Genomic DNA, 16,570 nt, shown 5'->3' with positions numbered 1-16,570 from the left:
CCTTCACTTTATCTGCAAGAGATAATGATGGCGGTACTGATTTAAGTCCGAATGCCTTTACCATCAACATTGGTAACAATTTACCAAGCACTAATAACATTACCAACACGGCTACTATTCCAAGTACTACTGTCACTGCTGTAGCGATCGATGATCCAAGCGGAACGGATACAGATGGTACGATTGTAGCTTATGTGATCAATACTTTACCAGCAAAAGGTACTTTATACCTTGCTGATGGAACAACAGCGGTTACCGCTGGTCAGGAATTAAGCGTAGCCCAGGCTAATGGTTTAACTTTCAAACCAAACGGTACTACTACTGGTGCGACTACATTCACTTTATCTGCAAAAGATAATGATGGCGGTGTGGATGTTAGTCCTAATACATTTACTATTAGAATTAAACCAGTAGGTGTTACTGACAACATCAACACGTTAGTTAATACGCCTGTAACTACTAACGTAAAAACTAACGACGGAGCGAGTGGTATTGGTACAACAGTAAACCTGGCTTCGAGCCCAACAAATGGTACAGCAACGTTGAACACCACAACAGGTGAAATTACTTACACGCCAAATACAGGCTACACTGGAACCGATTCTTATACCTATATCTTAGCAACTCCAGACGGGGTAGTGAGTGATCCGGTGATGGTAAATGTTACCATTTATCCAACTGTGGTATTAAGCGGCCCAGCTAGTGTGAATGAAGGTACTAATGCAGTTTATACCGTTACATTAACCGGTACACCTGGAACAGTTCTGGCTACGGATGTAACAGTTCAGACTGGCATAACGCCTGTTACAGCAAGTGCAGCAGATTATACATTTACACCTGCTACATTAACTTTCCCTGCAGGATCTGTTGTCGGCGCTACAAGTGGTTCACAACAATTTAGTATTGCTATCATTAACGACAATCTGGTTGAACCAGCAGAAACATACACTGCAAATATTGGTTCAATAACAGGTCCTGCTTCACTAGGTAATAGTGCTGTAAACACGTCCATTACAAATATTAATAATGCAACGGTTAAAATCACCGCTGGTGTTGACGGCAATGAAAACGGTCCGCTTAACGGAACCTTTACTGTTACCTTAAGTGCTCCATCTTCTACACCGACAGATGTAATCTTCACTTTAGGAGGAACAGCAACAGAAGGCGATGACTATACTGCAGTAACCAAAACAATTACCATTCCTGCGAATGCGACTGCCGCCACCATCACCATTCCGGTTAAAACGGATGCATTGGTTGAAGGTACAGAAACTGTTGTAGCTACATTAAGTTCTACCAACAACCCGTCGATCACTGTAACTTCAGTAGCTGCAGATAAAACCGCAACGATCAATATCCTTGATAACAATGCGGCAACGGTGAGTATTTCGGCTACGCCAACCAGTGTAAACGAAGCAGATGGTACAGCTACCTTTACCGTTACTCTGAATTCAGCGGTGCAGAACAGCTTTACCGTGAACTATGCAACTGCTGATGGTACAGCAAAAGCCGGATCGGCACTCGATTACATTGCTACCTCGGGTACGATTACTTTCGATGCAGGATCAGCAGCAGGTACAACCAAAACCTTCACCGTTCCAATCAATAACGATAACCTGGTTGAAACCAATGAAACATTCAGTGCGGTACTGAGCAATGTATCCACACCACTGGTAACCATTGCTACAGGTACAGCTTCAGTAACCATTATTGATAACGATAGTTCGGTAGCAAGTATTGCTGCAGGCGTAAACGGCGATGAAACCGGTCCTGTAAACGGAACGTTTATTATCACTTTAAGTAAACCATCGTCAACTGATACGGAGATTACCTATACAGTAGGTGGTACAGCTACCGAAGGCGATGATTATACAGCTATTCCACGTACTATTATCATTCCTGCGGGAGCGACAACAGGTACAATTACCATTCCGGTTAAACAAGATAACATCACCGAAAATTCAGAGAATGTAACGGTTGATTTGGTGTCTACAACCAGCACACTGGTAACCATTACACCAACGGCGGCTGATAAAACAGCTACCATCACCATTCACGATGCAAACACAGCAAGTGTGAGTATTTCTACTACGCCAACTGTAAATGAGTCGGCGGGTACTGCTACTTTTAGTGTAACGTTAAATAATGCGGTACAAAATGCATTCAGTGTAAATTATGCTACGGCTGACGGAACTGCTATCGCAGGATCGGATTATACATCGACTACAGGTACTTTAAACTTCCCGGCTAATTCTCCGGCAGGAACTGTACTGACCTTTACTGTGCCGATTTTAAATGACAATATTGCCGAGCCTAACGAAATCTTTACGGCTACCTTAAGTGGTATCACCGGAGGAACTGTAGTGATCAGCAATGCTACAGCTACGGCAACTATTGCAGATAACGATGCCGCAACGGTATCAATCGCTGCCGGTATTAGCGGAAGCGAGAACGGTACGGTTAATGGAACATTTACCGTAACCCTGAGCAATCCATCGTCAACCGATACACAGATCACCTATAATGTAGGTGGTACTGCTACAGAAGGTGATGACTACACAGCGATTACACGTACCATTACCATCCCTGCAGGAGCAACTACAGGAACGATTACCATTCCGGTGAGAACCGATAACCTGGTAGAAGGAACGGAAACCGTAGTAATCAACCTGGTTTCTACAAACAGTGCAATTGCAACGGTTAGCCCGACACCGGCAAATCAAACGGCAACCATCAACATTTCTGATAATACGACGGCAACTGTTACGGTAGCAGCCACTACGAATGCAGCTGAGCCATCAACAAACGGATTATTTACCTTCACGTTAACTAACCCGTCAACAAGCGATACACAGGTAACCTTTGCCGTAACCGGATCAGCTACAAGCGGAACGGATTACAGTGCTTTAGGCACCACAATTACTATTCCGGCAGGACAGACTTCGGTAACCCTTCCGGTAACCGTGCAGGCTGATAACCTGGCTGAAGGTACAGAGACGGTGATCTTAACCATGACTGCTGCCACCAGCAACGCAGCGATTACAGCAAATAACACACCTGCAACTGTAAATATTTCAGATAATGATGTGGCTACGGTTGCGGTAAATAATGTAACTGTTGTGGAAAATGCAGGTAAAGCTACTTTCACAGTAACCTTAACCGGTAATGTTCAGAATGCCTTTACCGTAAACTTTACCACGGCTAACGGTACTGCTGTTGCAGGTTCTGATTACACGGCCACTACAGGTTCGGTAACCTTCCCTTCGGGATCGGTTAGCGGAGCAACACAAACTTTTGATGTTCCGGTACTTAACGATAACATTGCCGAATTAACTGAAACCTTTACGGCTACATTAACCGGCGTAAGCGCAGGTTCGCCGGTAACTATTCCTGCTGCCGGAGCAACAGGTACGGCAACCATTACTGATGATGATGTGGTGAGCCTGGCAATCAACAGTGTAACCGCTGCTGAAAATGCCGGAACCATGACATTTACAGTAACCTTAACCGGAAATACGCAGAATGCAATTTCGGTGAATTACGCTACTTCGGACAATACTGCCGTGGCAGGAGCTGACTATACGGCTAAAACCGGTACAGTTACTTTCCCCGCGGGATCGGTAAGTGGTGCAACACAAACGATTTTAATTGCCATCACGGATGATAATGTAACCGAAGCCTCAGAAAACTTTAAAGTAACCTTAAGCGGAGCAAGTGCGCCTGCTACAATTACACAGGCTGAAGGTATCGGTACGATTACTGATAACGATCCGGCTACTGTAAGCATTTCGGCTACACCAACCAGCATAAACGAAAATGCCGGAACAGCTACTTTCACAGTAACCTTAAGCAATGCGGTACAAAGCGCGTTTAATGTAAGCTACACCACAGTGGATGGTACAGCAATGCAGGGCAGCGATTACACTACGACCAGTGGAACATTAACATTCCCTGCTAATTCTGCAGCAGGAGCAACGTTAACCTTCACCGTTCCAATCATTGATGATAATCTGGTAGAAGCCAGCGAAACTTTCGATGCAACAATCAGCAATGTAACCGGTAACCTGGTTACTATTGGAACAGCTACGGCTACAGTAACCATTGCTGATAATGATACTGCGGTAGCTTCAATTGCACCGGGTACAAACGGAAGTGAAGCCGGCCCTGTGGCAGGAACATTTACGGTTACCCTGAGCAAGGCTTCATCAACTGATACACAGATTACCTATACTTTGGGCGGTACGGCTGCAGAGGGTTCAGACTACTCAACCATTACCACCAAAACCATTACTATTCCTGCCGGTCAGACGACAGGAACGATTACTATTCCGGTAATTACAGATAATATTGTTGAAGGAACAGAAACGGTAATTGCAACTCTGACAGCTGCTAACAATACTGCTGTGACAGTGAGCAATACGCCTGCCACCATCAATATTGCAGATAACACCACAGCAACGGTAACTGTTGCTGCAACAGCGGATGGGGCAGAGCCTAACACACCAGGTCAGTTCACCTTTACGTTAAGCAATGCAGCATCAACTGCTACGCAGATTACTTTTACAGTAAGCGGAACAGCTACAAGTGGTGCCGACTACACCTCATTAGGCACAACGATCACCATCCCTGCCGGACAAACTATAGCAACGCTGTCGGTTCCGGTACTGGATGATAACATTGCCGAAGGAAATGAAACTGTGATCTTGACGATGACTGCTGCGACCAGTAATCCATCAATTACAGCCAACACTACACCAGCTACTGTAAATATTACAGACAACGATACCGTTACGGCTACAATTACGCCAGGTATTGCGGGTAATGAAAGCGGTCCGGTTAACGGAACATTTACCGTTACATTGAGCAATCCGTCATCGCAGCCAACTACCATTACTTATACCTTAACCGGTACAGCTACTGAAGGCAGCGATTACAGTACCATTACCACCAAAACGGTAACCATTCCGGCAGGTGCTACCACGGCTACCATTACCATTCCGGTACTGGCAGATGTTGTTGTGGAAGGAACTGAAACGGTAATCGCTAAATTAGGTACATCTACAAATCCATTAGTTACAGTAGATACTACGCCAGCTACAATAAATATCACTGATGCCAATACAGCAACAGTAAGTATTTCGGCTACACCTACCAGTGTAAACGAAGCTGCCGGTACAGCAACTTTTACCGTAACATTGAGTACTGCGGTACAAAATGCCTTTACAGTGAATTATGCTACTGCCGACGGTACAGCATTAGCGGGTACGGCATTAGACTATATTGCGACCAGCGGAACCTTAACTTTCCCTGCAAATTCTGCAGCGGGAGCTACCTTAACGTTCACGGTGCCAATTAATGATGACAACCTGGTTGAGCCGAATGAAACATTCAATGCGGTATTGAGCAATGTATCTACACCATTGGTAACCATTGGTACGGGTACTGCTACGGTAACTATTACTGATAACGATACATCGGTGGCAAGCATTACACCGGGTGTTAACGGTAATGAAACCGGTCCGGTGAACGGAACATTTGTGGTTACCCTGAGCAAACCATCATCAACAGATACGCAGATTACCTATACTTTAGGTGGTACGGCTACTGAAGGTTCGGATTACTCAACCATCACTACGAAAACCATTACCATCCTTGCGGGTCAGACTACAGGTACCATTACCATTCCGGTATTAACAGATGCAGTGACTGAACCGGTAGAAACCGTAATTGCTACTCTGGGTACTTCAAGTAATCCTGCAATAACAGTTAGCCCGGCTACGGCAACCATCAACATTCTGGATGCCAATACTGCCAGCGTAAGTATTTCTACTACGCCAACAGTGAACGAGGGAGCAGGTACTGCAACCTTTACCGTAACGCTTAACAATGCTGTACAGGATGCCTTTAGTGTAAGCTATGCTACTGCCGATGGTACAGCCATTGCCGGTGCAGATTATACTTCGAAATCGGGCACTTTAACTTTCCCTGCGGGATCAGCTGCCGGAGCAACCATGACTTTCACAGTTGACATTACTGATGATAACATTGCTGAGCCATCTGAAACCTTTACGGCTACCCTAAGTGGTATTACCGGTGGGGTAGTAGTAATCAGCAATGCTACGGCTACAGCAACCATTGTAGATAACGATGCATCAGTAGCTACAGTTACTCCTGGTATTGCGGGTAACGAAAACGGACCGCTTAACGGAACATTTACCGTAACCTTAAGCAACCCTTCATCTCAGCCAACTACCATTACCTATACTTTAGGTGGTACAGCTATTGAAGGAAGCGATTTCAGTACCATTGTAACTAAAACCATTACGATTCCTGCAGGTGAAACTACAGGCACGATTACCATTCCGGTATTGGTAGATAATATAGTTGAGGGCACAGAAACTGTTGTATTAACGTTAACCAACAGCTCTAATCCATTGGTAACAATAGGCAACACACCTGCAAGCATCAACATTTTCGATAACACTACCGCAACAGTTACGGTAGCGGCTACCAATGATGGAGCAGAGCCTTCAACAGCCGGATTATTTACCTTCACTTTAAGTAACGTATCTACAACCGATACACAGGTTAACTTTACTATAGGTGGTACAGCTACCAGCGGTGCAGATTACACTGCCATCGGAACCAGTATCACCATCCCGGCAGGTCAAACTTCGGTAACCTTATCGGTACCGGTATTGGATGATAATATTGCCGAGGGTGCAGAAACTGTCGTGTTGACGATGGCTGCTGCAACCAGCAACCCAGCGGTTACAGCAAGTACTACACCGGCAACTGTGAACATTACTGATAATGATACTACTGTAGCGACCATTACAGCAGGAACAACCGGAAGTGAAAACGGTCCGGTTAACGGAACATTCACAGTTACCTTAAGCAATCCATCAAGTACACCTACTACGCTAACCTTTACTTTAGGCGGAACGGCTACTGAAGGAACGGATTACACTATGGTAACCAAAACCATTACAATCCCTGCCGGATCAACTACAGGTACCATCACCATTCCGGTATTAGCCGACGCATTGGTAGAAGGTACTGAAACCGTAATTGCTACCCTAACCAATAGTGCTAATCCACTGGTAGCGATCAGCAATACACCGGCAACGATCAACATTACAGATAACACTACAGCTACGGTAACCGTAGCGGCAACCACGAACGGTGCAGAGCCAGCTACTAACGGATTGTTCACCTTCACCATGAGCAACCCATCAACCACGGCTACACAGATTACCTTCGCAGTAATCGGTACCGCTACCAGCGGAGCAGATTACACTGCTTTTGGTACAACTGTTACCATCCCGGCGGGTGCTACTACAGCAACTGTGACTGTACCGGTATTGGATGATAATATTGTTGAGCCAACAGAAACAGTAATCTTAACGATGGCTGCTGCAACCAGCAATCCATCTGTTACCGCAAGTACTACCCCTGCAACGGTAAATATTACTGATAACGATACCTCGGTAGCATCGATTGCTCCGGGAGTTAACGGATCAGAAAACGGACCTGTAAACGGTACATTTATTGTAACCTTAAGCAATCCATCGGCTACGCCAACTACCATAACCTACACAGTTGGCGGTACAGCGACAGAAGGAACGGACTACACGCCGATTGTATTAAAATCAATTACTATCCCTGCGGGTGCTACCACAGGAACCATCACCATTCCGGTATTAACCGATAATATTGTTGAAGGTACTGAAACTGTGATCATCAGCCTTGGATCGACAAACAATGCCGCTGTAACTACAAGCACTACACCTGCAACGATCAACATTACTGATAATACGCAGGCTACGGTAACTGTGGCAGCAACAACAAATGGTGCAGAGCCTAACAATGCAGGCTTATTTAACTTTACCCTGAGCAATGTGTCATCAACAAACACAGTGGTGAACTACACGGTAACAGGTACTGCTACCAGAGGTACTGATTATACCTCGATAGGTAGTAGCGTAACGATCCTTGCCGGACAAACTACTGCAACGGTATCGGTTCCGGTATTAGATGACGATATTGTTGAACCAACAGAAACGGTAATTTTAACCATGACTGCTGTTACCAGCAATCCGTCGGTTACAGCAAGTACTACACCTGCAACGGTCAATATCGCTGATAACGATACGGCGGTGGCTACAGTAATGCGTGGTGTAGATGGTAATGAAAACGGTCCTGTAAACGGAACGTTCATTGTAAGTCTAAACCATCCATCGGCAACACCAACTGCGATAACCTTTACGGTAGGCGGTACAGCAACCGAAGGAAGTGATTACAGTACGATCGTTAAAACGGTTATCATCCCGGCAGGTGCTACTACAGCAACTATCAACATTCCGGTAACGGCTGATGCGATTGTTGAGGGAACTGAAACGGTAACGTTAACACTGGCATCTTCAAATAATCCGGCGATTAGTGTGAGCAATTTACCTGCAAGCATTAATATCCTGGATAACAGTACAGCTACTGTAAGTATTTCAACTACTCCGGTAATTAATGAAAATGCAGGCACGGCTACCTTTACGGTAACTTTAAGTGCTGCCGTTCAAAACAACTTTACTGTTGATTACAAAACGGTTGACGGTACAGCAACAGCGGGAACAGATTACACCGCAACAGCGGGTACTTTAACATTCCCTGCAGGTTCTGCTGCCGGTGCAACCTTAACCTTTACCGTTCCTGTAATTGATGATAACCTGGTTGAACCAACTGAAACATTCAGCGCTACAATCAGCAATGTTCAGGGTGCAGCGGTAACTATTGGTACCGCAACAGCTACGGTAAGCATTACCGACAACGATACTGCTGTTGCCAGCATTGCGCCGGGAACCAATGGTAACGAAACTGGTCCGGTTAACGGAACATTTATCGTAAGCCTGAGCAATCCTTCGTCTACGTCAACTGATATTACCTTTACTTTAGGTGGTACAGCTACTGAAGGCACAGATTACACTACGGTAACCAAAACCATTACCATCCCTGCAGGACAAACCAGCGCCACCGTTAGTATCCCTGTATTGGTGGATGCAATTGCTGAACCGATTGAAAACGTTGTAGCAACTTTAGGTACATCGAACAATCCTGCAATTTCAGTAAATAATACACCGGCAAGTATCAATATTCTTGATGCGAATACGGCGAACGTGAGCATTTCAATCAATGCAGCAAGCGTGCCTGAATCGGTAGGAACAGTAAGCTTATCGGTAACGTTAAACATTGCGGTTCAGAACAGCTTCACTGTAGATTATGCTACAGCAAGCGGAACTGCAACTTCAGGACTTGACTTTACAGCCACCAGCGGAACATTAACTTTCCCTGCCAATTCACCTGCAGGTACAGTACTGAATGTGGTGATTCCGATTATCGACGATAACATCGTTGAAAATTCTGAATCGTTTGCCGTTGGATTGAGCAATGTTCAGGGGGCGGATGTAGCAATAGGTGCAAGCCCTGCTACGGTAACCATTGCCGACAATGATACAGCTGTTGCAACCATTACAGCTGATACCAATGGTGATGAAAACGGCCAGGTAAGTGGCGTGTTTAAAATAACCTTAAGCAATCCATCGGCTACGCCAACCACGTTAACCTTTACATTAGGTGGTACAGCTACCGAAAGCTCGGATTACAGTGCAGTTACCAAAACGATTGTGATCCCGGCTGGTGCAACAACAGCAACCATTACCATTCCGGTATTGGCTGATGACCTGGCTGAAGGTACGGAAACCATAATTGCGACATTAACCAATTCGAGTAATCCGGCTATTACGGTAAGTACAACTCCGGCAAGCATCAGCATCTTAGATGAAGATGCCGCTACAGTGAGCATTTCATCTACACCGGTAATTAATGAAGGCGCAGGAACTGCAACCTTCAGGGTAACATTAAGTAAAGCTGTACAGAATACCTTTAGCGTTGATTATGCAACGGCCAACGGAACGGCAATAGCAGGAGCAGACTACACCGCAACTAACGGAACCTTAACTTTCCCTGCCGGATCGGCCGCTGGCACTACGCTATCGTTTACGGTACCAATCAATGATGACAACGTTGTTGAGGCTACAGAAACATTTAGTGCAAGCTTAAGCAACATCACTGGTGGTGTAGTAACCATTGCAACCGCAACGGCTAACGTAAGCATTACTGATAACGATACTTCAGTAGCTACGGTAACTCCGGGAGTAGATGGAAATGAGAATGGTCCGGTAAGCGGAACATTCACGATCACCTTGAGCAAACCGTCATCAACTGATACACAGATTACTTTCAGTGTGGGCGGTACAGCAACAGAGGGAACGGACTACACGGCAATTACCAAAACGGTGACTATCCCTGCGGGACAAACCACCGCTACGGTAACGATTCCTGTGGTAACCGATAACATTGTAGAAGGTAACGAAACGGTAGAGTTAACCTTAACAGGAACAAACAGCTCTCTCGTATCAGTTAGCAATGCCCCTGCAACCATCAACATTATTGATAATAACAATGTAACAGCGAGTATTTCAATATCGCAGGCCAACATCAACGAATCTGCAGGTACGGCAACCTTTACCATCACGTTAAGTGGTGCAGTACAGGATGCATTTAATGTGGATTACGGAACAGCCGACGGAACAGCGAAAGCTGGAACTGACTACGTAGCCACCAGCGGAACATTAACCTTCCCTGCAGGCTCGGCTGCCGGTGCAACCTTAACTTTCACCGTGCCAATTATTGATGATAACATTGCGGAGCCAACAGAAACATTTGATGGTATCATAACCAATGTGAGCGGTGGATTGGTGACCATCGCAAACGGTAGGGCAACCATTACCATTGCCGACGACGACCAGGCAACAGCTAAAATCGTAGCTGGTACCAACGGTAGTGAAGCCGGACCAGTGAGTGGTACGTTTACGATTGAGTTGAGTAACCCTTCATCTACAGATACACAAATTAGCTATACCTTGGGTGGAAGTGCAGCTGAAGGTGTTGATTATACAAACATCGCAACCAAAACGGTAATCATTCCTGCTGGTCAAACCAAAGCGACCATTACCATCCCTGTATTAACAGACAACCTGGTTGAAGGAATTGAAACGGTGGTAGCTACTTTAACTGCTTCTAACAGTGCACTGGTAGTCGTAAATACTACTCCTGCAACCATCAACATTACCGATAATACAACTGCATTGGTAACTGTGGCTGCTACAGCAGATGGCGCTGAGCCAAATACTGCAGGTGAGTTTACATTTACTTTGAGCAATGTTTCAACAACGCCTACAGTGATTACTTACACGGTAAGCGGAACAGCAACCAGTGGAACAGATTATACTTCAATTGGCAATACCGTAACTATCCCAGCCGGACAAACAACGGCCAAGGTATCGGTACCAGTATTAAGCGATAACCTGCTAGAGGGAACAGAAACGGTGATCTTAACGATGAACGCGGTAACCAATAACCCTGCAATCACGGCAAGCACTACACCTGCTACAGTAAATATCACTGACAGCGGCTCATCTATTGCCACCATCGTTGCCGGTACAAACGGCAATGAAGCAGGACCGCTTAATGGTACATTCGAGGTTCGTTTGAACAATCCTTCGGCAACGGACACGCAGATCACGTATACTTTAAGTGGAACAGCTACTGAAGGAACCGACTACGCGGCGATTACTACCAAAACGGTAACCATACCGGCTGGACAGCTTTCGGCAACTATTACTATCCCTGTACAGGTTGATGGATTGGTTGAAGGACCTGAAACTGTGATTGCAACACTGGTAAGCTCAGGCAATCCATTGATTACAATCAGCAATGTACCAGCCACCATTAATATTGTGGATAATAACACCGCAACAGTGAGCATTTCTACTGCACCTACAGTTAATGAAGACGCAGGTACAGCTACCTTTGTGGTAACATTGAGCAATGCCGTACAGAATGCATTTACAGTAGCCTACGCTACAGCTGACGGAACGGCTACAGCTGGTTTAGATTACACAGCCACCAGTGGAACATTGACCTTCCCTGCAGGCTCGGCAACAGGAACTACCTTAACCTTTACGGTTCCGGTAATTGACGATAACCTGATTGAGGCTAATGAAACATTCAGTGCTTCGATCAGCAATGTAAGCACTGCACTGGTAGGCATTGTGACAGGTACAGCAACTACAACCATTATCGATAATGATAGTTCTGTAGCCAGCATTACAGCAGCTAACGATGGTAATGAAAATGGATTGATCAGCGGAAACTTCACCGTTACTTTAAGCAAACCATCGGATACCGATACGCAACTAACCTTTACCCTAAGCGGACAGGCGACCGAAGAAACGGACTACACGGCGGTAACACCTAAAACGGTAACCATTCCTGCGGGACAAACATCGGCTACGATTACCATTCCGGTACTGGCAGATGCGATTGTAGAAGGTAACGAAACGGTAGTAGCAACCTTAACAGTAAGTAACAACCCGCTGGTTAATGTAAATACCAGTCCGGCAACCATCAACATTATTGATGGCAACACTGCAACAGTAACCGTAACAGCTACGGCAGATGGTGCTGAACCAGGCACACCGGGTCAGTTTACCTTCACTTTAAGTAGTCCTGCGTCAACTGATACGCAGATTAAGTTTGCCGTAAGCGGAACAGCGACAAGCGGTGCAGATTATACTTCAATAGGTACAACGATTACCATCCCTGCGGGCCAAACATCGGTAACCTTATCGGTTCCGGTACTGGATGATATCCTGAATGAAGGTAATGAAACAGTAATCTTAACCATGACTGCTGCAACAAGCAATGCATTGATTACTGCAAGCACCGTACCTGCAACTGTGAACATCAGAGACAACCGTGCTCCGATAGTAACCGCTCCGGCTATTACTACACTGGAAGACACAGCTGCCAACGGTACCATCACGGCAACAGATCCTGATGGAAATACATTGACCTTCACGGTGACTACGCCTCCGGCGCATGGTACAGTGACGGTGAACCCTGATGGAACATATACTTATGTACCAGCAAAGGATTACAACGGAACCGACAGTTTCGTGGTAACAGTAAGCGATGGTAAAGGCGGAACAACTCCGGTTACTATCAACGTAACGGTTACCCCGGTTAACGATGCACCGGTAGCTACCACTCCGGTTAACTTAACCACCAACAAAAACACACCGGTAAGCGGAGCTATTACTGCTACTGATGTGGATGGTGATCCGTTAACTTATACAGCAGGTACAGCGCCGGCACATGGTACAGTGGTAGTTAACCCTGACGGAACATTCACTTATACACCAGCCAACAACTACAGCGGAAACGATACGTTTACAGTAGTAGTAAGCGATGGTAAAGGTGGTACAACAACCGTAACGGTGAATGTATTGGTAGCGCCAACAAATGTAGCTCCGGTAGTTACGGCTCCGGCATTTACAACTAATGAAGATACAGCTTACAGTGGAGCAGTAACGGCTACAGATGCCGACGGTGATGCATTAACCTTTACGGTAAGCACACAACCGGCACATGGTACCCTGGTATTTAATGCCAACGGAACATACACCTATACCCCGGCACTGAATTACAATGGAACAGACAGTTTTGTGGTAACGGTGAGCGATGGTAAAGGCGGAACAACCAATGCAACCGTGAACATTACGGTAACACCAGTTAACGATGCTCCGGTAGCAACTACTCCGGTTAATGTAAACACCCTGAAAAATACTCCGGTGAACGGCAGCATTATTGCAACCGATGTAGATGGTGATCCGTTAACCTACACGGTAGGCACTCCTCCTGCAAACGGGACAGTGGTAGTGAATCCTGACGGAACGTTCACTTATACGCCGAACAATAACTACAGCGGAAACGATACGTTTACAGTTGTAGTAAGCGATGGTAAAGGTGGTACAGCCACAGTAACCGTAAATGTGTCAGTAACCGCAACAAACGTACCTCCTGTGGCAAGTGCACCAGCATTGACAACCAGCGAGGGTACGCCAGCTAGTGGAAAAATTACGGCAACAGATGCTGATGGCGATGTATTGACCTACACGGTAACTACACAACCAAGTCGTGGCACTGTAGTAATGAATCCTGATGGAACGTACACTTATACACCGGCTCCAAATTACACAGGAACTGATGCATTTACTGTTGTGATCAGTGATGGAAAAGGCGGGACAGCAATCGTAACCGTGAATGTTACAGTTACACCAGTAAATCATGCGCCTGTGGCAAGTGCGCCAGCCATTTCTACAAATGAGGATACGCCTGTCAACGGAACCATTACAGCAAGCGATGTGGACGGCGATCCGCTAACATTTACGATAGCTACGCAACCAGCTCATGGTACAGTAGTATTAAATGCAAACGGAACTTATACGTACACACCAGCTGCCAACTACAACGGGCCAGAGGTGTTTACGGTAACAGTAAGCGATGGTAAAGGTGGAACAACAACGGTAACCATTAATGTGACAGTAGTTTCAGTTAATGATGCGCCCGTTGCTTCATCACCAGCAATCACAACACTGCAAGATACCCCTAAAACAGGTACAGTAACGGCAAGTGATGTAGATGGCGATGCGTTAACATTTACATTAACTACAACACCGGCACACGGAACAGTAGTCGTAAATGCAGATGGAACCTACACTTACACACCAGCTACTGGTTATTCAGGCACTGATTCGTTCACCATCACAGTGAGTGACGGAAAAGGCGGAAGTGTTCCAGTAACGATTCCGGTAACCATCACAGCAACGGCTGCACCAGCATTTAGCTTAACGAAAGTAGCCACTAATACAGTCAGCAAAGCAGGTGATGTGATTAATTATAACATCATCGTAACCAATACAGGTAATGTTACCTTAACCAGTATTACGGTGACAGATGTTGGCGCTGATGCGGGTTCAATTTTACCTGCAGGTATTGCAAGCCTTGCTCCGGGAATTAGTGTAACTGTTACAGCGAAACATACCCTGACATTGACTGAAGTGAATAATGGTTCATTTAGTAACCAGGCAAGTGCAACCGCTTCGACACCAAACGGAGGTACAATCAGCAAGGTTTCTGATGATCCGAATACTCCGGCGGCGAATGATGCAACAGTGACGCCAATTGCGCCAGCTTCAACAATCACCCTGGTGAAAACAGGAACGTTAAGTACCGATGGTAACAGCATTACCTACAGCTTTAGCATTAAGAATACTGGAAACGTTACCCTACATATTGTCAATCTGATTGATGCAAAACTTGGTTTAAACAAAACGTATTCAGGAAATATGGCTCCGGGAGCAATTATTACGGATACTTATGTTTACCAGTTAACTCAGGCAGATAAAGATGCAGGAAGCGTAACCAACTCTGCAAATGTTAATGCCAGAACACCAGCTAACTTACCAGTTACTGATATCTCTGGTACTGCTGAAACAAATGATACGCCAACAGTTACCAGTATACCAAACAATGGTGCCATTGCGTTGATTAAAACCGCAACGTTTAGTGGTAACAAGGTTACTTATACCTTTACAATTAAAAATACAGGTTCAGTTACTTTGAATACCATTAATTTAACAGATGCGAAACTGGGCATTACCAATAAGGTGATTACGGTTGCCGGAGGCTTAGCACCAAATGCAACGGTTACCGATGTAGAAGTGTACACTTTAACACAGGCTGATAAAGACCTGGGTACGGTAACCAATACCGCAACTGTGAACGCGAAAACAACGGGAGGTGCAAATGTATCTGATGTTTCCGGAACGCTTGAGAACAACAATACGCCTACGGTAACTAACTTCCCTAAATCTCCACGGGCGGTTGATGACATCGGTGGCAATGTATCCGGGTCGCCAAAAACAATTAATATATTGGCTAACGACGATCCGGGTAACTCTACCTTTGATATGCTCACTGTTGAAATTGTAAGTCAGCCTCAACATGGTAAAGTAGTGGTGAATCCGGATGGAACAATTACTTATACGGCTAACCCTGGTTTTGTAGGTGAGGATACGTTTACATACCGAGTGAAAGATGCTTTTGGTTATTACACAAATGTAGCCGCAGTAACATTCACCGCAACGTTTGCAAACATCACAGTGCCAAACTTATTTACACCTAACGGTGATGGCATCAACGATGTGTTTGAGATCAGAGGATTAAATCAATATCAATCTAATGAATTGCAGATTGTGAACCGTTGGGGTAATGAAGTATTCCATTCTAAAAACTACCAGAACAACTGGACTGGCGAAGGATTGAATGAAGGTACTTACTACTACTTGTTACGTGTTAAAAGAGCAGGCAGCGACGAGGTTGAAGTGTTTAAAGGTTACATTACGTTAATCAGAGCATTTAAAAATTAAGATAAGAGGCTTAGGGAAACCAGGTGTTAAAGCCTGGTTTCCCTTTAAGATATTATGATGATGAAGAAATTTATATTGTTAATAACAGGATCATTTTTACTGATGTTAAGGCCTGCATCTGCTCAGCAGGATGCGCAGTACAGTCAGTATATGTTCAACGGGATTTACATCAATCCGGCTTA

Annotated in this window: 2 protein-coding genes; both read left to right on the top strand. The window is 45.3% G+C overall.

What is annotated here, in order from left to right:
* The first annotated feature begins 194 nt into the window (after positions 1-194).
* A complete protein-coding gene (locus AB669_RS22285) occupies positions 195-16,388 on the top strand; it encodes a Calx-beta domain-containing protein (protein WP_231582729.1) in 16,194 nt (5,397 codons plus the stop codon).
* Positions 16,389-16,442: 54 nt separating this feature from the next.
* Positions 16,443-16,570, top strand: a 128-nt coding sequence (locus AB669_RS22610; RefSeq protein ID WP_369799794.1) for a type IX secretion system membrane protein PorP/SprF, incomplete at its 3' end; no start/stop codon positions are given.

The organism is Pedobacter sp. BMA, from assembly GCF_001027745.1.
Taxonomy (GTDB): Bacteria; Bacteroidota; Bacteroidia; order Sphingobacteriales; family Sphingobacteriaceae; genus Pedobacter.
This window is presented reverse-complemented; position numbering and strand designations above follow the sequence as displayed.